The sequence below is a fragment of the Sphingomonas sp. BE123 genome (assembly GCF_031456015.1).
Taxonomy (GTDB): domain Bacteria; phylum Pseudomonadota; class Alphaproteobacteria; order Sphingomonadales; family Sphingomonadaceae; genus Sphingomonas.
Window position 1 is genome coordinate 1,472,815 of the sequence record NZ_JAVDTW010000002.1, and the last position, 21,044, is coordinate 1,493,858.

At 66.4% G+C, this 21,044-nt stretch carries 24 protein-coding genes; 23 read left to right on the top strand and 1 reads right to left on the bottom strand.

Features of this window, described 5'->3' with window-relative positions; genetic code table 11:
- Window positions 1-99 precede the first annotated feature (99 nt).
- From J2Y54_RS15290 to J2Y54_RS15310, 5 genes are all read left to right on the top strand, one after another.
- Window positions 100-1,005: a fructose bisphosphate aldolase gene (locus J2Y54_RS15290; protein ID WP_310040967.1), complete on the top strand. Its 906-nt coding sequence runs from the start codon at window positions 100-102 to the stop codon at window positions 1,003-1,005.
- Between the two features lie 63 nt (window positions 1,006-1,068).
- Window positions 1,069-1,758 carry a thiamine phosphate synthase gene (gene thiE, locus J2Y54_RS15295; protein ID WP_310040969.1) on the top strand — a complete coding sequence of 230 codons (690 nt, stop codon included), beginning with the start codon at window positions 1,069-1,071 and terminating at the stop codon, window positions 1,756-1,758.
- An 18-nt stretch (window positions 1,759-1,776) separates the two neighbouring features.
- A complete protein-coding gene (locus tag J2Y54_RS15300) occupies window positions 1,777-2,184 on the top strand; it encodes a low affinity iron permease family protein (protein ID WP_310040971.1) in 408 nt (135 codons plus the stop codon).
- A gap of 142 nt (window positions 2,185-2,326) precedes the next feature.
- Window positions 2,327-3,271 carry a L,D-transpeptidase family protein gene (locus J2Y54_RS15305; RefSeq protein ID WP_405052935.1) on the top strand — a complete coding sequence of 315 codons (945 nt, stop codon included), beginning with the start codon at window positions 2,327-2,329 and terminating at the stop codon, window positions 3,269-3,271.
- Window positions 3,268-3,870: a M23 family metallopeptidase gene (locus J2Y54_RS15310; protein ID WP_310040973.1), complete on the top strand. Its 603-nt coding sequence runs from the start codon at window positions 3,268-3,270 to the stop codon at window positions 3,868-3,870. Before J2Y54_RS15305 ends, J2Y54_RS15310 begins: the two co-directional genes overlap by 4 nt.
- Here J2Y54_RS15310 and J2Y54_RS15315 read toward each other — a convergent pair.
- A complete protein-coding gene (locus tag J2Y54_RS15315; protein ID WP_310040974.1) occupies window positions 3,834-4,472 on the bottom strand; it encodes a TetR/AcrR family transcriptional regulator in 639 nt (212 codons plus the stop codon). The two genes, J2Y54_RS15310 and J2Y54_RS15315, sit on opposite strands and share 37 nt — an antisense overlap.
- Before the next feature lie 127 nt (window positions 4,473-4,599).
- On the opposite strand from J2Y54_RS15315, the gene J2Y54_RS15320 reads away from it, so the two are divergent.
- The 18 genes from J2Y54_RS15320 (at window position 4,600) to nuoH (ending at window position 21,043) form a co-directional block, all read left to right on the top strand.
- On the top strand, window positions 4,600-5,736 hold the full coding sequence (locus tag J2Y54_RS15320; RefSeq protein ID WP_310040975.1) for an ABC transporter permease: 1,137 nt from the start codon (window positions 4,600-4,602) through the stop codon (window positions 5,734-5,736).
- A complete protein-coding gene (locus J2Y54_RS15325; protein WP_310040976.1) occupies window positions 5,733-6,449 on the top strand; it encodes an ABC transporter ATP-binding protein in 717 nt (238 codons plus the stop codon). The genes J2Y54_RS15320 and J2Y54_RS15325 overlap by 4 nt, the downstream gene beginning before the upstream one ends.
- Complete coding sequence (locus J2Y54_RS15330) at window positions 6,449-7,426, top strand: biotin/lipoyl-binding protein (protein WP_310040978.1); 978 nt, start codon at window positions 6,449-6,451, stop codon at window positions 7,424-7,426. The genes J2Y54_RS15325 and J2Y54_RS15330 overlap by 1 nt, the downstream gene beginning before the upstream one ends.
- Window positions 7,423-8,865: an efflux transporter outer membrane subunit gene (locus J2Y54_RS15335; protein WP_310040979.1), complete on the top strand. Its 1,443-nt coding sequence runs from the start codon at window positions 7,423-7,425 to the stop codon at window positions 8,863-8,865. Before J2Y54_RS15330 ends, J2Y54_RS15335 begins: the two co-directional genes overlap by 4 nt.
- 136 nt (window positions 8,866-9,001) lie before the next feature.
- Entirely contained in the window at window positions 9,002-9,565 is a 564-nt protein-coding gene (efp, locus tag J2Y54_RS15340; RefSeq protein WP_066576045.1) for an elongation factor P, read from the top strand.
- A 121-nt stretch (window positions 9,566-9,686) separates the two neighbouring features.
- Window positions 9,687-10,502, top strand: a complete 816-nt coding sequence (locus tag J2Y54_RS15345; RefSeq protein WP_310040981.1) for an inositol monophosphatase family protein — start codon at window positions 9,687-9,689, stop codon at window positions 10,500-10,502.
- Window positions 10,499-11,389: a hypothetical protein gene (locus tag J2Y54_RS15350; protein WP_310040982.1), complete on the top strand. Its 891-nt coding sequence runs from the start codon at window positions 10,499-10,501 to the stop codon at window positions 11,387-11,389. The genes J2Y54_RS15345 and J2Y54_RS15350 overlap by 4 nt, the downstream gene beginning before the upstream one ends.
- Before the next feature lie 99 nt (window positions 11,390-11,488).
- On the top strand, window positions 11,489-11,863 hold the full coding sequence (gene ndhC, locus J2Y54_RS15355; RefSeq protein ID WP_066663173.1) for an NADH-quinone oxidoreductase subunit A: 375 nt from the start codon (window positions 11,489-11,491) through the stop codon (window positions 11,861-11,863).
- A gap of 5 nt (window positions 11,864-11,868) precedes the next feature.
- On the top strand, window positions 11,869-12,432 hold the full coding sequence (locus J2Y54_RS15360) for an NADH-quinone oxidoreductase subunit B family protein (RefSeq protein WP_310040983.1): 564 nt from the start codon (window positions 11,869-11,871) through the stop codon (window positions 12,430-12,432).
- Window positions 12,429-13,364 carry an NADH-quinone oxidoreductase subunit C gene (locus tag J2Y54_RS15365; protein WP_310040984.1) on the top strand — a complete coding sequence of 312 codons (936 nt, stop codon included), beginning with the start codon at window positions 12,429-12,431 and terminating at the stop codon, window positions 13,362-13,364. Before J2Y54_RS15360 ends, J2Y54_RS15365 begins: the two co-directional genes overlap by 4 nt.
- Window positions 13,364-14,599, top strand: coding sequence for an NADH-quinone oxidoreductase subunit D (locus J2Y54_RS15370; protein ID WP_310040985.1), 1,236 nt, complete (start codon window positions 13,364-13,366; stop codon window positions 14,597-14,599). Before J2Y54_RS15365 ends, J2Y54_RS15370 begins: the two co-directional genes overlap by 1 nt.
- A gap of 276 nt (window positions 14,600-14,875) precedes the next feature.
- Window positions 14,876-15,244, top strand: coding sequence for a nuclear transport factor 2 family protein (locus J2Y54_RS15375; RefSeq protein ID WP_310040986.1), 369 nt, complete (start codon window positions 14,876-14,878; stop codon window positions 15,242-15,244).
- Window positions 15,244-15,912 (top strand): NAD(P)H-dependent oxidoreductase subunit E, encoded by a 669-nt coding sequence (locus J2Y54_RS15380; protein ID WP_310040987.1) that lies wholly within the window; start codon window positions 15,244-15,246, stop codon window positions 15,910-15,912. Before J2Y54_RS15375 ends, J2Y54_RS15380 begins: the two co-directional genes overlap by 1 nt.
- A complete protein-coding gene (locus J2Y54_RS15385; protein ID WP_310040988.1) occupies window positions 15,909-16,079 on the top strand; it encodes a hypothetical protein in 171 nt (56 codons plus the stop codon). The genes J2Y54_RS15380 and J2Y54_RS15385 overlap by 4 nt, the downstream gene beginning before the upstream one ends.
- A gap of 1 nt (window position 16,080) precedes the next feature.
- A complete protein-coding gene (gene nuoF / locus J2Y54_RS15390; RefSeq protein WP_310040989.1) occupies window positions 16,081-17,385 on the top strand; it encodes an NADH-quinone oxidoreductase subunit NuoF in 1,305 nt (434 codons plus the stop codon).
- On the top strand, window positions 17,382-17,978 hold the full coding sequence (locus J2Y54_RS15395) for a hypothetical protein (protein WP_310040991.1): 597 nt from the start codon (window positions 17,382-17,384) through the stop codon (window positions 17,976-17,978). Before nuoF ends, J2Y54_RS15395 begins: the two co-directional genes overlap by 4 nt.
- Window positions 17,979-17,993: 15 nt before the next feature.
- Window positions 17,994-20,000 (top strand): NADH-quinone oxidoreductase subunit NuoG, encoded by a 2,007-nt coding sequence (gene nuoG, locus J2Y54_RS15400; protein ID WP_310040992.1) that lies wholly within the window; start codon window positions 17,994-17,996, stop codon window positions 19,998-20,000.
- Entirely contained in the window at window positions 19,997-21,043 is a 1,047-nt protein-coding gene (nuoH, locus tag J2Y54_RS15405) for an NADH-quinone oxidoreductase subunit NuoH (RefSeq protein ID WP_310040993.1), read from the top strand. Before nuoG ends, nuoH begins: the two co-directional genes overlap by 4 nt.
- The last annotated feature ends 1 nt before the right edge of the window (window position 21,044 follow it).

A 21,044-nucleotide genomic window follows, 5' to 3' on the forward strand; every position in this document is an offset into this window, starting at 1 on the left:
GCATTTTTTCGGTCGGTTGGCTATCGTTGTCAGTCTTTTCAGCCCGTTGCCGCGCTGCAATAGGCCGCGCAACAAAGTGTCGGAACAGGGATGCCAGCGATGAACACCGCCGAAATGACCGCCAAGATCGCCGAAGGTAACGGCTTCATCGCCGCGCTCGACCAGTCGGGCGGTTCGACGCCCAAGGCGCTGGCCGGCTATGGCGTGGCGGACGATGCCTGGTCGACCGAAGAGGAAATGTTCGGGCTGATCCACGCGATGCGCAGCCGCATCATCACGTCGCCCGCCTTTTCGGGTGACAAGGTGATCGGCGCGATCCTGTTCGAACGCACCATGGACGGACAGGTCGATGGCAAGCCGACCCCGGCAGCGCTGATCGAGCGCGGCGTCGTGCCCTTCATCAAGATCGACAAGGGCCTTGAGGCTGAGGAAAACGGCGTCCAGCTGATGAAGCCGATGCCCGATCTCGACGCGCTGTTGACCAAGGCCAAGGGCCTCGGCGTGTTCGGCACCAAGGAGCGCTCGGTCGTCAACCTCGCCAATGCCGAAGGCATCGCCGCCGTCGTGAAGCAGCAGTTCGAGATCGGCGCGCAGGTGCTCGGCCACGGCATGATGCCGATCATCGAGCCTGAGGTGAACATCAAGTCGCCCGAGCGCGCTGAGGCCGACGCGCTCCTGCGCGACGAAATCCTGAAGGCACTCGACGCCCTGCCCGAGGGGCAGCAGGTCATGCTCAAGCTGTCGATCCCCGCGACCCCCGGCCTGTTCGACCCGCTGGTCGATCACCCCAAGGTGCTGCGCGTGGTGGCACTGTCCGGCGGCTACAAGCGTCCCGAAGCCTGCGCCGAACTCGCCAAGAACCGCGGCATGATCGCCAGCTTCAGCCGCGCGCTGCTCGAAGACCTTCGCCATGGCATGACCGATGCCGAATTCGATGCGGCGCTCGCCGGGGCGATCTTCGACATTCACACGGCCTCGACCCGCAAGGTCGCACTGGCTGCCTGAGATGGACAGGGGGCTGCGAAACGGGTGCTTCCCGTTCCCCGTTTCGCGGCCTATCAGCGGCGCATGATCGACGACGACGACCTGCCCCCGCTCGGCCCCGAATTTGCTGCCCAGTTCAAGCGCGACGACAAACGGCCGCCCTGCCAGCTCTATCTGATTTCCCCGCTCGACGTTGCCGGCGGTTTTGCCGACCGGCTGGCCCGGGCGCTGGACGCCGGCCCGGTCGCGGCCTTTCAGTTCCGGGTCAAGGACGTCGATCAGCACCAGGCCGCCCGCCTCGCCGAACCGCTGCAGCGCATCTGTGCCGACCGCGAGGTCGCGTTCGTCGTCAATGACAGCATCAGCCTCGCCAAGCGGCTCGGCGCCGATGGCGTCCATCTCGGTCAGGGCGATGGCGACCCCCGCGAAGCCCGCACTACCCTCGGCCCGGCGGCGCAGATCGGCGTGACCTGTCACGACAGCCGCCATCTGGCGATGGAGGCAGGCGAGGCCGGGGCCGATTATGTGGCGTTCGGCGCCTTCTATCCGACGACTACCAAAGCGACGCACCACCGTCCCGATCCGGCCATTTTGTCGTGGTGGACGACCGTGTTCGAAATACCCTGTGTCGCCATCGGCGGCGTCACCCCCGGCAACTGCGCGCCGCTCGTCGCCGCCGGCGCCGACTTTATTGCCGTGTCCAGCGCCGTCTGGGACGGAGACGAAGCTGCCGCAGTGCGGGCATTCGATGCCGCGCTAAATGCGGCCCGCTGATTGAAGGGGGACGCGACGATGCTCGACCGGGTGTTCACGATCGTCGCCGGTCGCATCGCCGCGCTGGCAGGACAGCCGGTCGCCTTCATCGTCGCGGTGCTGCTGATCCTCGGCTGGGGGCTGACCGGTCCGGTATTCGGCTTTTCGGACACGTGGCAGCTCATCGTCAACACCTCGACCACCATCGTCACCTTCCTGATGGTGTTCCTGATCCAGAATTCGCAGAACCGCGACGCAGCCGCGCTGCAGGCCAAGCTTGACGAGCTGATCCGGTCGATGGAAGGCGCTCGCAACGAGTTCATCGGGATCGAGCATCGCAGCGACCGCGAGATCGAATCGATCCGCGCCGCGATCGAGGGCGAGGTGCGCGAGGATGCCGACGCGCATTCCGCCGCGACCGTCGACCGGTTGCGCAACCGCTATTGATGAAACCGCACCCGCGCTGCCTCGTTATCCTGCTGGAACAAGAGGGAGAATCGATGTGCGTCGCGGAGTGTTGGGTGTAATCGGCATCGCCGCGCTTGCGACGTTGGTCGGCACGGGGGCGGGGCACGCACAGAATAGCACGGTGCAGCAGGCAACCCCGGCGCCCGCCGCGCTCAGCCGCGACATCCTGCATGTCCAGGTCATCCTCGATCATCTCGGTTTCCCGCCGGGGCCGCTCGATGGGCGCGACGGACCCGGATTGAGCTCGGCGCTCAAGGCGTTTCAGATCACCCGCCAGATCCCGGTAACCGGCCGCACCGATGCGCGGACGCTTCAGGCGCTGCACGCCCATCGCGCCCTGCGACCGACCCGGATCGTCCGGCTCACCGCCGAGATGCTGGCAGGGCCCTATGTCCGGCCATGGCCGCGCGATCCGCAGGCACAGGCGAAGCTGAAGACGATGGGCTATCGCTCGGCGATCGAGAAGCTGGCGGAGATGTTCCACACCACGCCCCAGACGCTGATCGAGCTCAACAGCCCCGACACCCGCCTCGCCCCCGGGGTCCCGGTCCAGGTGCCCAATGCCATTCCCGGCTCGACCGACTATCCTGCCGGGATCAAGCCCGAGTGGCGCCGGACGCTCGCCGACCTCAATGTCGGCGCGGCTCAGCCGAAAGCCGCGCGGATCGTCGTCGACAAATCGGACAAGGTCCTGCGCGTATTTGACGGTCGCGGCATGCTCGCCGCACAGTTCAACGTAACCGTCGGAAGCCGGCGGGACCCGCTGCCGATCGGGAGCTGGACGATCAACGGGGTCGCAACCAATCCCGAATTTCACTACAATCCCAAATTGTTCTGGGATGTGTCCGACAAAAAGCCCGACGCACTTCTCCCGCCCGGACCGAACAGCCCGGTCGGGGTGGTGTGGATCGATCTGAGCAAGCCGCATTACGGCATTCATGGAACTCCCGAACCGCATCTGATCGGGCGGAGCGAGAGCCACGGCTGCATTCGCCTGACCAACTGGGATGCGGCGCGGCTGGCGCTGATGGTCTCGCCCGGCACGCCGGTGATTTTTCAGGAATGAACTGGCGACGGATCGTGCTGTGGAGCGTGGCGGGGGCAGCGCTTGCGCTGGTCATTCTCCTGGCAGCGACGGTCCGCGTGGTGGAGCCGGTCACCGCGATCGCGCAACCGCAACCGCCTGCACGGGACCCCGCATCGACGCCCCCCGAGGGTGATGGCCGGCTGCGCGTCCCGGTGGCGGGCGTCGATCCGGCACGTTTGCGCAGCAACTGGGGCGACCCGCGCGGCGGCGGCCGGGTGCATCAGGGGCTCGACATTATGGCGCCCGCAAACAGCCGCGTGATTGCGGCGGGCCCCGGTCGCGTCGAAAAGCTGTTCTACTCGCGCGGCGGCGGCGGGATTGTACTCTACCAGCGGTCTTCCGACGGCCGCTTCAGCTATTATTACGCGCACCTTGCCGGCTATGCGCCCGGGATTGCGGAGGGGCAGGCGCTGCGAGCGGGCGATTTGCTCGGCTATGTCGGCGATACCGGGAATGCCGACAAGGGCAATTACCATCTCCATTTCGGTGTGAGCCGCATGGGACCGCAAGATCGTTGGGATCAAGGGGTCCCCATCGACCCCTATCCGCTGCTGTCGTCGGCCGCGCCCGCGCGCTGATCATGGTGTCCGGCCAAGTCGCCACGTGGGGCAAAGGCACGACAAAAGGTGTCGACCGCCCCGGCGATCCGCTGCGCGTTACGCCCGGGATCGTTGGGACAGCCAAAGCGCCGCTCAAGATCGCCCAGCCCCTTGCACATCGCGACGAACTGCTCGGCGGCCAATTCCGGGTCCGCAACGACGATCTCGCCTGCATCGTGCAGCGATTGCAGCAACAGCGTGAAGGCGCGCAGCATTTGGCGCGGACCTGCTTCGAGAAAGGCGTTGCCGATCGCCGGATCGCCCTCGGTCTCCGCCGCGATCCGGCGATCGAACTGGATCATCTCCGGCCGCGACATGAACGCCGTCATCGCGGTCCCGATCGCTTCAAGCCGTTCGCGCAGTCCGAGCCCGGGCATCGGCGCAATGCTGAAATGCTCGCCCATCCGCGCGCACTCGCGCTCGACTGCCGCTGCGAACAGTCCCCGCTTGTCGCCGAACTGATTGTAGATCGTGACCTTGGAAACATGCGCGTCTGCCGCCACCTGTTCGATTGCGGTCGCGGCAAAGCCGCGGTCGAAAAAGGATCGGCTGGCGGCGTCGAGAATCGCCTGGCGTTTCACCGGGTCGATTGAGCGTTGCGCACGCGTAAGGGTTTCGCTTGACAGAGTGAACGGTCCCGTTCATTTGAACGACAACGTTCAATCTAGCCTGATTCGATGCCATGGCGCAAGCAGGGGGCAGTGTCGCATGATCTGGATTGCCATCCGCATGCTCACCGGCGACGGCCAGAAATTCTATGGACTGGTGTTTGGCATCGCCTTTTCCACGCTGCTCATCACCCAGCAGCTGACGATCTTCGTCAATCTGCTCGAACGCGGCGCGAGCGCGGTGTTTAACGTACCGGCGGCCGATATCTGGGTGATGGACCGGGTCAGCCGCACCACCGACGTTGCCTATCCGATGCCCAGCACCGCGCTCGACAAGGTGCGGTCGGTCCCGGGGGTCGAATGGGCCGCGCCGCATCTGCGCGCGACCGCGTCGGTACGCACCGGCGACGGCGACCTTGAGGGCGTGGCGATCGTCGGGGTGGACGACGCGACGCTGATCGGACTGCCGCGGCGGATGGCGCAAGGCAGCATCGATGTGCTGTCGCGCCCCGACACGGTGATCATCGACGATGTCGGTACCACCAACATGTTCGAGGATGGCCGCAGCCCGATCGGCGAGCGACTGGAGCTGAACGACCAGCGCGCGGTGATCCGCGGTATCGCCGATGCGGTGCCGAGCTTCACCAGCCAGGTCACGCTCTACACCAAATACAGTCAGGCGCTGCGCTATGTGCCCGGCACGCGCAACCGGCTGTCGTTCGTGCTGGTCGGCGCCGCGCCGGGCGTGGATCATCAGCAGCTGGTGACGCGGATCGAGGCAGAGACGGGGCTGCGCGCGCGCACCCGTGATCAGTTTGCGCAGGACGGGATCGATTTCATCGTCGAAAATACCGGCATTCCGCTCAATTTCGGGATTACCGTCGCGCTCGGCTTCGTTGTCGGCGTGGCGATCGTTGGGCTGACCTTCAGCCTGTTCATCCGCGACAATATCAAGCAGTTCGGCGCGCTGAAGGCGATCGGTGTGGCCAATGGCACGATCCGCCGCATGGTCGCGGCACAGGCGGCACTGGTCGGCCTGATCGGCTATGGCCTCGGCGTGCTCGGCACGATCGCGTTCATCTGGAGCTTCTCTGCCGTCCCGACCTTCAAGGGTTTCTACATCCCCTGGCAGATCCCCCTGATCAGCCTTGCCGCAGTCGTACTGATCCTTGCGCTCACCGGCTGGATCGCGTTGCGTCGCGTACTCAAGACCGAACCGGCGGCGGTGTTCCGGTGAGCGATACGTCAACTCAGCCGGCGATCCGCACGCGCGGCGTGACCCGCGACTTCATGGCGGGGAGCCAGGCGATCACCGTGCTGCATGGCATCGACGTCGAGATTCGTGCCGGCGAGCTGACCTATCTGGTCGGGGAGAGCGGGTCGGGGAAGACCACGCTGATCTCGATCATGTGCGGCATCCTCTATCCGACGCTGGGCGAGGTGGAGGTCTTCGGCACCGACATCTACCGCCTGTCGGACGCCGAACTGGTCGCGTTCCGGCTGCGCAATATCGGCTTCATCTTCCAGCAATATAATCTGATCCCGTCGATCGACGCCGCGAGCAACGCCGCCGTGCCGCTGATCGCGCAGGGCGTACCCCGGGCCGAAGCACGCGCGCGGGCGGTCGAGATGCTCGCCGCGCTCAACATCGCCGATCAGGCCGACAAGCTGCCCAGCCAGCTGTCGGGCGGACAGCAGCAACGCGTGGCGATTGCCCGCGCGCTGGTCCACCGCCCCCGGCTGGTGGTGTGCGACGAGCCGACCGCGGCGCTCGATGCCCGTTCCGGTCGGCGCGTGATGGACCTGCTGCGCGAGGTGGCGGTCGCGCCTGACCGCGCGTGCATCATCGTCACCCACGACAACCGGATCTTCGATCTCGCCGACCGCATCCTCCGGCTGGAGGACGGTTACATTACTCATGACGGCGCCCATATGCCGGAGGACCATTGATGCCCGACTGGAAACAGCTGAGCTTTGCCCGGACGATCCTGCCGCTGATCGCGGTGGCGGGCCTGGTGCTGGCGGCCCTGTTCATCTGGGGCGGCTTGCCCGACCGCAGCCCGAGCGCGCCGCAGCGCGAACCGGCCAAGGCGCCGCCCGCACTCGCCAATGCCGAGCGCGTGGCCGGGGCAGGGGTGGTCGAACCGTCGAGCGAGACGATCGACATCGGTGCGCCGCTGTCGGGGCTGGTGATGACCGTCGCGGTCAGCCCGGGCGTGCGCGTGGTGCCGGGCCAGCCGCTGTTCACGATCGACGACCGCGCGGTGCGCGCGCAACTGGCCGAGGCGCTCGCCGCGATCGGCGAGGCCCGCGCCGCGATTGCCGAGGCGCAGAGCGCGCGGGCGACCGCCGAACGCCAGCTTGCTTTGTATCGCGCGGTGGACGATCCCGCCGCGGTCGCGCGCGCGGAAATCGTGCGGGTCGAGGGTGAGGCCGCCGCCGCTGCGCAGCGCGTCGCGCTGGCCCGCGCGCGCCTTGCCGCGGCACAGGCGCGGGCAGGGACGGCGCGGACCGAGCTTGGTCGCCTGACCGTGCGCGCGCCGATCGCGGGCGAAATCCTGACCGTCGCGATCCGGCCCGGCGAATATGTCTCGACCATGGGCGGGACCAGCCAAGCCTTTATCCAGATGGGCGCGACCGACCCGCTGCATGTTCGAATCGACATCGACGAGGAACAGGCGCCGCGCGTGGCGCTGGGTGCCGCGGCCATCGTGTCGCCGCGCGGCGCTGCCACGCGGCGGGTCGAGGCGCGCTTCGTCCGCGCCGAGCCCTTGATCGTACCCAAACGCTCGCTGACCAACAGCGCGCAGGAGCGGGTCGATGTGCGGGTGTTGCAGCTGATCTATGCGCTGCCCGAAACCAATGGCGCGTTCCGCGTCGGGCAACAGGTCGACGCCTTCATCCCGGCGCGCAAGGACGGCAAATGAGCCGGGGTCAACGCCTTGCCGCGCTGGCGCTCAGTGCGGTCCTTGCGGGGTGCGTGGCAGGTCCGGCTCCGGAGATCGCGACGCCGGTGCCCGAGCTGCCCGCGCGTTTTGCGCTGGTCCCGCCTGAAACGGGCGGTGCCGTCGCCGACTTGTTGCCGAACGGCGATCCGGGGTTTCTGCGGCTGTCGCGCGCGGCACTGGCGAGCGCGCCGACCCTTGGCGAAGCGCTGGCGCGGGTCGATGAGGCGCGCGCGCGGCTCGGGCGGGCGCGGGCGGAGGCGCTGCCGACCATCGGTGCCAATGGCGCGGTGACCGGCACGCGCAGCAACCCCGACCAGTTCGGCGCGAGCCTGCCTCCCGGTGTCGAGATCGCGGCGGAACGCGCGAGCTATGCTGCCAACCTGACCGCGCAATGGGACGTCGACTTGTTCGGACGCGTGCGGGCGCAGCAGCGGGCGGCGCAGGCGCGGCTCGACGCCGCCACCGCTTCGGCGCAGGCAGTGCGGATCGCGCTGGTCGGCGAAATCGCCGCATCCGTGATTGACTGGCGCACGCTGTCGGCGCGCCGCGATGCGCTGACCGAGGATCTCGCGGCGGCCGAGCGGCTGGGCGCGCTGGCTGGCAGCCGTGCGCGCGCGGGCCTCGTCTCCGGCCTCGATCCGGTGCAGGCGCGCGCGCTGGCAGAGACTGCGCGGACCCGGCTGGCGGCGCTGGCAGGCGAAGAAGCGCGACTGATCGGGCGGCTGACCACCCTCACGGCACAGGATGCGGAACGCGTGCGCGCCGCGCTGCGGATGCCGCCGCAACCGGTGTTCGTCGAGCCAGGCGAACCGCTGCCAGCTCCCGCGGCGATCATCTACCCCGCGCCGCCCGCATTGCCGGCGACCCTGTTGCAGAACCGGCCTGACATTCTTGCGGCGGCGGCGATCCTGGAGGCGCAGGATGCGGACCTCGCGGCGGCGGCGCGGCGGCGCTTTCCGGCGCTGCGGCTCGATGCCTCCTTGGGGCTGCTCGCATTCGGCCTTGGCAATCTGTTCGACAGCGAGTCGCTAGTCGGGTCGCTCGGCGCCTCGCTCGCCGCGCCGTTGCTCGATTTCGGGCGGATCGCGGCGGATATCGACGCGGCGGTGGCGGGCAAGCGCGCGGCGTTTCAGGCCTATCGTGGCGCGGTCTATACGGCGCTGGGCGAGGCCGAGGCAGCCTATGGCGCGATCGCTGCCGCCGATCGCGAGGAAGTGTCGGCGCGGCGCGAACTGATCGCGCTTGACCGCGCCGTCCGGCTGATCGCGCAACGCCAGCGCGCCGGGCTTGCCGACATGACCGCGCTGACCGAGGCGCAGCGGCAGGCACTCGCCGGTCGCGAGCGGGCAGCGGCGGCGGAGGGACGCGCCGGGCGCGCGCGGGTCGTGCTGTGGCAGGCGCTCGGCGGGACGCCTTAGCGCCAACTGCGTCGAGGAGCGGCTGTTATGCCACCGCTTGCCGGATCGTGCGCAGGTCGCTAAGGGGCGCGACGTTGTTTGGCCTTTGGGGAACACCCCGACGGCTTTGTCTTTCTCAGCACTGTAGGCGATCCCCATGAAGATCAGCGGCGTGGACATCCGTCCCGGCAACATCATCGAATATGAAGGCGGCATCTGGCGCGCGGTCAAGATCCAGCACACCCAGCCGGGCAAGGGCGGCGCCTATATGCAGGTGGAGATGAAGAATCTCCGCGACGGCCGCAAGAACAACGTCCGTTTCCGCTCGGCCGAGACGGTCGAGCGCATCCGTCTCGACACCAAGGATTTCCAGTTCCTCTACCCTGAAGGCGACATGCTCGTGTTCATGGACAAGGAGACGTACGACCAGACGACGCTGCCGCGCGATCTGCTCGGCGACGCGGCGGCGTTTCTGCAGGACGGCATGGACGTCGTCATGGAACTCTATGAGGACGAAGCGATCAGCGTGCAGCTGCCCGACACGATCGAGGCAACGATCGTCGAGGCCGACGCTGTGGTGAAGGGGCAGACGGCGTCGTCGTCCTACAAGCCCGCGATCCTCGACAACGGCGTGCGCATCATGGTCCCGCCGCACATCGCCAGCGGCACGCGCATCGTGGTCGATGTGTACGAGCAGACCTACGTCCGCCGCGCGGACTGACGAATTCCCTCTCCCCCTCTGGGGAGAGGGCCGGGGAGAGGGGCCTGCATTCCAGGGCTGTCTTCCTTCATTCCCCTCTCCCAACCCGCTCCCCTGAAGGGGAGAGGGCTATAGGTGCTTTATGGTTTCCCATTCCGGCCTCATCACCGTCATCGAGCGCGCCGCGCGCAAGGCAGGCCCCCGGCTGCGCCGCGACTTCAACGAAGTCCAGCAGCTGCAGGTCAGCCGCAAAGGGCCGGCGGATTTCGTGTCGATGGCCGACAAGCGCGCCGAGGACACGCTGATCGAGGAACTGCGCAAGGCGCGGCCCGATTGGGGGTTCCTGGTCGAGGAGCGCGGGCAGATCGCGGGCGATCCGGACAAGCCGCGCTGGATCATCGATCCGCTCGACGGCACGACCAACTTCCTCCACGGCATCCCGCATTTCTGCATGTCGATCGCGGTCGAAGATCCGCACGGGGCGCAGGGCAAGCCCGAGATCACGCACGGCTATGTCTATCAGCCGCTGACCGACGAGAGCTTCTGGGCCGAGAAGGGCCGGGGCGCGTGGTTGCAGGACCAGCGGCTGCGCGTCTCGTCGCGCCGCGACCTCGCCGATGCGCTGATCGCGACCGGCATCCCGTTCCTGGGCCATGGCAATTTCGCCGAGTGGAGCCGCATTTTCGGTGCGGTTGCGCCTGAAGTCGCCGGCATCCGCCGCTTCGGTTCGGCCGCGCTCGACCTCGCCTGGGTCGCGGCGGGCCGCTATGACGGGTTCTGGGAAAGCGGCCTGAAGCCGTGGGACACCGCAGCCGGTATCCTGCTGGTCAAGGAAGCGGGTGGCTTCGTCACCGACTTCCGCGGCACCGACAATGCCCATGCCAAGGGCGAGATTCTGGCCGCGACCGACGCGATCCATTCGAAACTGCACAAGCTGCTCGCCGGGTCGCTGCGGTGATCCGCGCGGGAACGCTGCTGCTGGCCCTGACGGCCTCGGCGGACGCTCCCGAAACCGTCTATTCCGCGCCTGCGCAGCATCGCCTGATCGAAGGGGTGGCGACCGATGGCCGGACCATCTGGCTGTCGAGTGTGCTCGATCGCACCATCCTGGCCCACCGGGCGGGGAAGGGCGACAGCCGCATCGCGATGCCGGCTGGTACGCTGCACCCGCTGGGACTGGCATGGGATTCGCGCCGCAACTGGCTGTGGGTCGCCACCGACTGTCCCGACCTCCCCGGCGTGGCGAAATGCGACTCCGGTGCGCTGATCGCGCTCGACCGTAGCGGGCGGCTCAAGGCCAGGCTCTCGGCCGGGCCCGGCTTTCACCCTGGCGATGTCGCGGCAGCGGGCGGTGCGGTGTTCGTGTCCGACAGTCTCAACGGGGCGGTCTATCGCCTGAATGGCAACACGCTCGACCCGCTGATCGCCCCGGGCATTGCGCGGTCGGCGCAGGGAAGCGCGCTCAGCCCCGATGGTAAGCATTTGATCGTCGCCGATTATGGCCGTGGCGTCGCGACCATCGACCTGAAGACGCAGGTACGGACATTGCTCCCGATGGCGGATGGCAAGCCGCTGCGCGGGCTCGACGGGCTCGTTCGCGTGGGGGCGGATTATTACGCGATCCATAACGGCAGCAGCCCCGGATCGCTGCTCCGCTTCCGCATCACCGGGGCGCAGATCGCGGTCGCGGTCGTGCATCGTGGCGCGCCGCTTGCCGACCCGACTCAACTCGCCAGCGACGGTCGGCGCCTGCTGATCGTTGCCGATGCCGGCTGGCCCGCGGCGAGCAAGCCGGACCAGCCGCCGCGCGGTGCCGGCACGCTGGTGGCGATGCCCTTCCGATGACCGCGTAGTTGCGAGTGATTCTCAAGGCTTTCCGCCCTTGATGCCCCCCTGCCATCGGCCTAAAGCGACCCGAAGATTCCGCAACCGCGAGGGGCCGTCTTGGTCGACCTTATCGAATATCTGCCGATCCTGCTGTTCCTGGGGGTGGCCCTGGTGCTGTCGAGCGCCTTTGTCTTCCTGCCCATGATCGCAGCCCGCTTCACCGGCGCGCATCAGCCGACGCCCGAGAAGCTCACCGAATATGAATGCGGCTTCCCCGCGTTCGAGGATTCGCGCAGCCAGTTCGACGTGCGCTTCTACCTCGTCGCGATCCTCTTCATCATCTTCGATCTGGAAGCGGCGTTCCTGTTTCCCTGGGCGGTCACGGTGTTCGACCTGGGCTGGGCCGCGTGGATCAGCATGATGATCTTCATCGCCGAACTCGCGCTGGGCCTCGCTTATGCGTGGAAGGTCGGCGCGCTGGATTGGGAATGAGCCAGATGAATACGACCTCTCCGATCCTCAATGCCCAGGGCCAGCCCATGACGGGCGGCGCAGTGGTGCAGCCCGATCAGGCGTTCTTCAACGACCTGAATGGCGAACTGAATGACAAGGGTTTCCTCGTCACCTCGACCGAGGAGCTGTTCCAATGGGCACGCACCGGCTCGCTGTGGTGGATGACCTTCGGCCTTGCCTGCTGCGCGGTCGAGATGATCCACGTCAACATGCCGCGCTATGACATGGAGCGGTTCGGCGCCGCCCCGCGCGCATCGCCGCGCCAGTCGGACGTGATGATCGTCGCTGGCACGCTGTGCAACAAGATGGCCCCGGCGCTGCGCCGCGTCTACGACCAGATGTCGGAGCCGAAATACGTCATCTCGATGGGCAGCTGCGCCAATGGCGGCGGCTATTACCATTACAGCTACAGCGTCGTGCGCGGCTGTGACCGGATCGTGCCGGTCGACATCTATGTCCCCGGCTGCCCGCCGACTGCCGAGGCGCTGCTGTACGGCGTGATGCAGCTTCAGCGTAAGATCCGCCGGATCGGGACGGTGACGCGGTGAAGGCGCCTGCTCCCAAATATGCCGCCAATGACGGCGTGATCGCGGCGGCGCAGGCTGCGCTGGGCGACATGCTGATCGAGGCGACGGATCTGGTCGGTGAGGTCAATCTGACCGTCGATCGCACGCGGCTGGTCGAGGCGATGATCGCGCTGCGCGATGGCGCTGGCCTGCACTATCAGGCGCTGATGGAAATCGCCGGGGTCGATTACCCCGAGCGCGCCGAGCGGTTCGATGTCTGCTACATGCTGCTCAGCTACACCCGCAACCACCGCATCCGCGTCCGCGTGACGACGGACGAGCTGCAGCCGGTGCCGTCGGTAACGTCGATCTGGCCGGTCGCCGGCTGGCTCGAGCGCGAAGTATACGACATGTACGGCGTGCTGTTCGAGGGGAATAGCGACCTGCGCCGCATCCTGACCGACTATGGCTTTCGCGGGCATCCGCAGCGCAAGGACTTCCCGCTCTCCGGGTTCGTCGAGCTGCGCTACTCCGAAGCCGAAAAGCGCGTGGTCTACGAGCCGGTGCAGCTGGCGCAGGATTTCCGCAATTTCGATTTCATGAGCCCGTGGGAAGGCGCGCAATACGTGCTGCCCGGCGACGAGAAATACGTCGCACCCCCGCCGCCGCCCGCACCTCCGGCTCCGCCGCCTGCGGCGAAGGTCGAAGACAAGCCCGCCGCTGCCCCCGAGGCAAAGGGCGCGCCGACTCCTGCGACCGCCGATCAGGTCAGGGAAGCCGACGATTCGGTGAAGCCGGTCAAGGCGCGCGTGCGCAAGCCCAAGACCAGCGACGGTCCCGAGGACACCGGCATCGGCAAGGCCTCGCCCCATGCAGGTCCGGCGCCGGTCGAGTCCGACGTGCCGCAGGAAGATGCCAAGAAGCCCCGCAAGCCGCGCGCCCCGCGCAAGCCCAAGGGGGAGGGTGAAGCGTAATGTCCGAGTATCTCGACGAAATCGCCGGTCGCACCGACGCCGCTGACCCCAGCGTGGGCGATACCGCGATCGCCAACTACACGATCAACTTCGGCCCGCAGCACCCGGCGGCGCACGGCGTGCTGCGCCTCGTCACCGAGCTGGACGGCGAGATTATCGAGCGGATCGACCCGCATGTCGGCCTGCTCCATCGCGGCACCGAAAAGCTGATCGAGTACAAGACCTATACGCAGGCGCTCCCGTACATGGACCGCCTCGACTATTGCTCGCCGCTGGCGATGGAGCACAGCTTCGTGCTCGCGGTCGAAAAGCTGCTCGACCTCGAAGTGCCGGTGCGCGCGCAATATCTGCGCGTGTTCTTCGCCGAGCTGACCCGCATCTGCAACCACATGCTCAACCTCGGCGCGCACGTCATGGACGTCGGCGCGATGACGCCGAACCTGTGGATGTTCGAACTGCGCGAGGATTGCCTCAACTTCTTCGAGCGCATGTCCGGCGCGCGCATGCACCACAATTATCTGCGCCCGGGCGGCGTGCATCAGGACGTGCCGCTCAAGCTGCTCACCGATATCGGCGACTGGCTCGACACGCGCCTGCCGCAGCTGTTCGGCGACGCGATCAGCCTGGTCGCGGAAAACCGCATCTTCAAGCAGCGCAACGTCGACATCGCGATCGTCAATCGCGACGACGCGGTCAAATGGGGCTTTTCCGGCCCGATGATCCGCGCCGCCGGCATCCCGTGGGATCTGCGCAAGTCGCAGCCCTATGACGTGTATGACCGCATGGATTTCGAAATCCCGGTCGGCACGCGCGGCGACTGCTATGACCGCTTCATGGTCCGCGTCGAGGAAGTCTATCAGTCCGCGCGCATCATGAAACAGTGCCTGAACGAGATGCCGTCCGGCCCGATCGCGTCGCTCGACCGCAAGGTGGTGCCGCCCAAGCGCGCCGAGATGAAGCAGTCGATGGAAGCGCTGATCCATCACTTCAAGCTGTATACCGAGGGCTTCCACGTCCCGGCGGGCGAGGTGTACGTCGCGACCGAAAGCCCCAAGGGCGAATTCGGCATCTACATGGTCAGCGACGGGTCGAACAAACCCTATCGCTGCAAGATCCGCCCGACCGCCTTCAGCCATTTGCAGGCGATGGACTTCATGTCGCGCGGCCACATGCTGGCGGACATCACCGCGATTCTGGGCGCGATGGATATCGTGTTCGGGGAGTGTGACCGGTGAGCATTGAGGCGAAGTATCCCTCATCTCAAAGTGTTCCGACCGCGCTGTGGGAGCGGTTTTGCTTTGGGGCAGCTGTTTTTATGCTCGTGACGGTTGTGGGTAGTGTGATCGCTATCGGCTTCCAAGGTGCCAGCTCTTCAGATCAGATGCGCATGGTCCTCGGCGCGGCGCCGTCGATCTTGGTTTTAATCGGCGTAGCGCTGTTCTTTCGCGTCCGAAGGACCCGACGTGTCCGAGCGCGGGCCGAGTTTTTGGCGAGCTTGAGGGCGTCCAATCATGGCTGACACCCTCATCCTCCACGACGCCCCCGTGAGCACCCGCATCGCCACCGCGCACGCAATGATCGCGCATTACAACGCGCAGGATGCCGACGCCTATGTCGCGCTGATGACCGACGATGCCTGTGAAGCGGGCTATCGCGGCGCGGTGCTGCGTGAGGGCAAGGAAGGCGTCCGCGCGGGGCTCAAGGCGATGTTCGCCCAGTTCCCGCACAACCGCGCCGACATCCTCGCCAGCTATGAGCTGGGGGAGACGGTGCTGCTCCACGAAACGGTCTCGCGCGCGCCCGATGGCGAGCAGTTCGAGGTCATGTCCATCTACACCTTCAGCGGCGACAGAGTGAGCCGCGTGGAGTTCATCCGCTAATGGCCGACGCACACGCAATCGAAGACACGCCGGAACTCCGCGCACGCTGGGGCAATTTCGCCTGGACGCCGGAGAATGCCGCCAAGGCCGCGACCATCCGTGCGCGCTATCCCGAGGGGCGGCAGATGAGCTGCACCATCCCTTATCTCGACCTGGCGCAGCGTCAGGTCGGGGCGGAGACGGATACGCAGGGGTGGCTGCCGATCCCGGTGATCGAATTCGTCGCGCGTGAGCTCGACCTCGCGGTGATCCGCGTGCTGGAGGTCGCGACCTTCTACACGATGTTCAACCTGCACCCGGTCGGCAAATATCATGTGCAGGTGTGCGGCACGACGCCGTGCTGGCTGCGCGGGTCGGACGAGGTCTTCGCCGCGTGCAAGAACCGCGGCATGGCCAAGGGCAAGACCACGCCCGACGGCCTGTTCACGCTGACCGAAGTCGAGTGCATGGGCAATTGCGCCTCTGCGCCGATGGTCCAGATCAACGACGATAATTTCGAGGATCTGAACTACGATCGCACCGTCGCGATCCTCGACGCGCTGGCGCAGGGCAAGTCGCCCAAGGCCGGGACGCAGGAGCCTGGCCGTCACACCGTCGAACCGCTGGGCGGCCCGACCACGCTGACCGCGATGGTGAACGAGAATCACGATTACAGGAGCGAATGGTGAGCAAGAACACGATCGTCACGATCCTTGCCGTCATCGGCGGCATCGTCGTCCTTGGCTGGGTGCTCAAACTTGCCGCGAAACTCTTCGTGCCGCTGCTGCTGATCGGCATCGGCGTCGCCGTCTATCTGGCGGTCAAGGATAACAAGCGTATCGGAGGGCCGCGCTAACATGCTTAGCGACAAGGACCGGATCTTCACCAATCTCTACGGCTATCAGCCGTGGACCCTTGACGCTGCGATCAAGCGCGGCGCGTGGGACAATACCAAGGCTCTACTCGACCTTGGCCCCGACACGATCATCGAAAAGATCAAGGCGTCGGGCCTGCGCGGGCGCGGTGGGGCGGGGTTCCCGACCGGCATGAAATGGTCGTTCATGCCCAAGAACCCGACGCCGGAACGGCCGAGCTTCCTGGTCATCAATGCCGACGAATCCGAACCGGGTTCGTGCAAGGACCGCGAGATCATTCGCCACGACCCGCATCTGCTGCTCGAAGGCGCGCTGGTCGCGGGCTTCGCGATGCGCGCGCGCGCGGCGTACATCTACATTCGCGGCGAGTATATCCGTGAGGCCGAGACGCTGTTCAAGGCGATCGAGGAAGCCTACGCCAAGGGCCTGCTGGGCAAGAATGCCTGCGGGTCGGGCTATGACTTCGACGTCTTCTGCCATCGTGGCGCGGGCGCGTACATCTGCGGCGAAGAGACCGCGATGATTGAGAGCCTGGAGGGCAAGAAGGGCCAGCCGCGGCTCAAGCCGCCCTTCCCGGCGGGTGCGGGCCTTTATGGCTGCCCGACCACGGTCAACAATGTCGAATCGATCGCCGTTGCCCCGACGATCCTGCGCCGCAGCCCCGAATGGTTCGCGAGCTTCGGCCGTGAGAACAACAAGGGCACCAAGCTGTTCCAGATCAGCGGTCACGTCGAAAAGCCGTGCGTGGTCGAGGAAAGCATGTCGATCCCGTTCCGCGAGCTGATCGAAAAGCATTGCGGCGGCATTCGCGGCGGGTGGGACAATCTCCTCGCGGTGATCCCCGGCGGCTCCTCGGTGCCACTGGTTCCGGCGGCGGAGATCATGGACGCGCCGATGGATTTCGACGGCCTGCGCGCGCTCGGCTCGGGCCTTGGCACGGCGGCTGTGATCGTGATGGACAAGTCCACCGACATCGTCGCCGCGATCAGCCGCATCAGCTATTTCTACAAGCATGAAAGCTGCGGCCAGTGCACCCCGTGCCGTGAGGGCACCGGCTGGATGTGGCGCGTGATGGAGCGGATGCGCACCGGCGACGCCGACATCAGCGAGATCGACACGCTGTTCAACGTGACCAAGCAGGTCGAAGGCCACACCATCTGCGCGCTCGGCGACGCGGCGGCGTGGCCGATCCAGGGCCTGATCAAGCATTTCCGCCCCGAAATGGAGCGGCGCATCCTTGAAAAGCAGGGCGGCGGACTGAACCCGATGCAGGAGGCTGCGGAATGATTCTGGCACTGACCCTGGCGCTTGCCGCGCCTGCTGCCCCCGCCGTTCAGTCGGTCGATCCGCGCAGCTATCGCATCATGCAGCAATTCGCTGCCTGCGTGGTGCGCGGCGACAAGGGGGAGGCGCGCGCCTTCCTCGCCACCGCGCCGGAAAGCAAGGAAGCCGAGGCGGCGATGAACCGCATGGCAAAGGATCGCAGCGCGTGCCTGCGCGGCCCCGCCGGTGATGGCGGCAAGCTCAAGATGAAGCCGGCGTCGCTGCGCGGCGCGCTGGCCGAGCAGCTGTACCTCGCCGATTACGCCGCCGCTCCCGCCGCACCGACGGGCGAGCCCGCGCCGTTCCAGGGCAGCGGCGATGAAAAGCGCGCCAGCTATGACGTCACCCGCTGTGCCGCGATGCGCGACCCGGTCGGTGCCGACGCCCTGCTGCGCGCCGAGCTCAACTCGAATGCCGAGCGTGAAGCGCTGCGCAAGGTGATGCCCGCGATTGCCGGCTGCACGCCCAAGGGTGCCAAGCTCGGTTTCGACCGTGAATTGCTGCGCGGCCTGATGGCCGAGGGGCTGTATCTGCACCGCACCGGCGCCGGCGCCTGAACTGGATCTGAAGTTATGCCGAAGCTGACTGTCGACGGAATTGAAGTGGAGGTGCCGCAGGGCGCCACCGTGCTCCAGGCGTGCGAAGCCGCGGGCAAGGAAATTCCGCGTTTCTGCTATCATGAACGGCTGAGCATCGCCGGCAATTGCCGCATGTGCCTGGTCGAGGTGAAGCCCGGGCCGCCCAAGCCGCAGGCGTCGTGCGCGCTGCCCGCCGCCGACAACCAGGACGTCCGCACCGACAGCGCGATGGTGAAGGCCGCGCGCGAAGGCGTGATGGAGTTTCTGCTGATCAATCACCCGCTCGATTGCCCGATCTGCGATCAGGGCGGCGAGTGCGACCTGCAGGACCAGTCGGTCGCTTATGGTCGCGGCCATTCGCGCTACACCGAGAACAAGCGCGCGGTGACCGAGAAGTACATGGGTCCCATCGTCAAGACGGTGATGACCCGCTGCATCCAGTGCACCCGCTGCGTCCGCTTTGCCGAAGAAGTTGCGGGCGTTGAGGAAATCGGCGCGATCTATCGCGGCGAGAACATGCAGATCACGTCTTACCTGGAGAAGGCGGTGACGTCCGAACTGTCGGGCAATGTCGTCGATCTGTGCCCGGTCGGTGCGCTGACGTCGAAGCCCTATGCGTTCGAAGCGCGCCCGTGGGAGCTGCGCAAGACTCTGGCGATCGACGTGATGGACGCGGTCGGCACCAACATCCGCATCGACAGCCGCGGTCGCGGCGTGTTGCGCGTCCTGCCGCGCATCAACGAAGACGTGAACGAGGAATGGGCGCACGACAAGACCCGCCACCATGTCGATGGCCTCAGCTACCGCCGGCTCGACAAGCCCTATGTCCGCAAGGACGGCAGACTGGTCGAAGCGACGTGGGACGAGGCGTTCGCCGCCATCGCCGTCGCCGCGAAGGGCGCGGGGGACAAGGTTGCCGCGATCCATGGCGATCTGCTCGATTGCGAGACGATCTTTGCCGCCAAGAAGCTGGTCCAGTCGTTCGGCTCGGACCTGCTCGAAGGGCGTCAGACCGGCATGGCGTATGACACGTCGTCGCTGTCGGCGGTGAATTTCAACACCACCATTGCCGGCGTCGAGACGGCGGACGTGATCCTGCTGGTCGGCACGAACCTGCGCTGGGAAGCGCCGCTGGTGAACACCCGTGTGCGCAAGGCGATCAAGCGCGGTGCGAAGGTGTTCGCGATCGGGCCGGAAACCGACCTGACTTACAAGACCACGTGGCTCGGCAACGATCTGTCGCTGCTCGGCAAGCTGCCGCAGGCGGCGGCGGATGCGTTCAAGGATGCCAAGCGCCCGATGGTCATCGTCGGCGGCGCGGCGCTCAAGAACGGGCATGGCGCGGCACTGGCGCTGGCCAAGAAGCTCGACCTGGTGCGTGAAGGCTGGAACGGCTTCAACGTCCTGCACATGGCGGCGAGCCGCATGGGCGGCCTGATGCTCGGTTTCGCGTCGAAGGGCGGCATTGCCGATATCGTCGCGGCGGAGCCGAAGCTGACCTTCTTCATCGGCGCGGACGAAGTGGATTTTTCCAACTTCGCCAACAGCTTCAACGTCTATATCGGCCATCATGGCGACAAGGGCGCGCATGCGGCGGACGTGATCCTGCCGGGCGCGAGCTATGCCGAAAAGCATGGCACCTATGTCAACCTGGAAGGCCGGGTCCAGCGCAGCGAGAAGGCGGTTTCGGCCCCCGGCGACGCGCGTGAGGACTGGACGATCCTGCGCGCGCTGTCCGAAGTGATGGGCAAGACGCTGCCGTTCGACAGCTTCGGCGAACTGCGCGCCGCGATGGCCGCCGAGGTGCCGGCGCTGGGCAGCGAAGGGCTTGCCAGCTTCGAGTGGAACCCGCCGGCGCTCGACGCCAAGGGGGAAGGGGAGGTCGCTTACCCGATCGCCGACTTCTACCTGACCAACGCCATCTGCCGCGCATCGCCGACGATGCAGCGCTGCTCGGCCGAACTGATCCACGGCCAGGATTTCGCGGAGGCCGCAGAGTGACCGCTTTCTTCCAATCCCTCGGCATGTCCTTCGAGTGGGCGTGGTTCGTCGCCACAATCGCGGGCATCCTGCTGATCGCGCTGCCGCTGATGCTGGCGGTCGCGATGATCATCTATGCCGATCGCAAGATCTGGGCGGCGATGGCGCTGCGGCGCGGTCCGAACGTCGTCGGTCCGCTCGGCCTGCTCCAGTCGTTCGCGGATGGTTTGAAGGTCTTCCTTCAGGAAACCATCATCCCGTCGAGCGCGAACAAGGGGCTGTTCCTGCTCGCGCCGATCATCACCTTCACCGTCGCGCTGATCGTGTGGGCGGTGATCCCGTTCCAGGCGGGCGTGGTGCTGGCGAACATCAATGTCGGGCTGCTCTATATCCTCGCGGCCTCGTCGCTGGGCGTCTATGGCGTGATCCTGGCCGGCTGGGCGTCGAACTCCAAATACCCCTTCTACTCGGCGATCCGCGCTGCGGCGCAGATGGTCAGCTATGAAGTCTCGATCGGCTTCGTGCTGATCGCGGTGGTGCTGTGGGCGGGGACGTTCAACCTGTCGGGCATCGTCAACGCGCAGCAGGGGCATGTGCTGGGCATGTTCAACGGCTTTGGGTTCAACCCGCTGCTGTTCCCGATGGCGGTGGTGTTCCTGATCTCCGCCCTCGCCGAAACCGCGCGCGCGCCCTTCGATCTGACCGAGGCGGAGAGCGAGCTGGTCGCGGGCTATCAGACCGAATATTCGTCGATGGCCTTCGCGCTCTACTGGCTCGGCGAATATGCCAACGTCATCCTGATGTGCACGCTCAACGCGCTGCTGTTCTGGGGCGGTTATCTCCCGCCGCTGGACATCCCGATCCTTTACGCGGTGCCGGGCATCCTCTGGCTGTTCATCAAGATCCTCGTCTTCTTCTTCATCTTCTCGTGGATCAAGGCGACCGTCCCGCGCTACCGCTATGACCAGCTGATGCGCCTGGGCTGGAAGATTTTCCTGCCGCTGTCGCTGTTCTTCGTGTTCGCGGTGTCGGGCTGGCTGATGATCCAGCGGGTGGGGCTGTGAG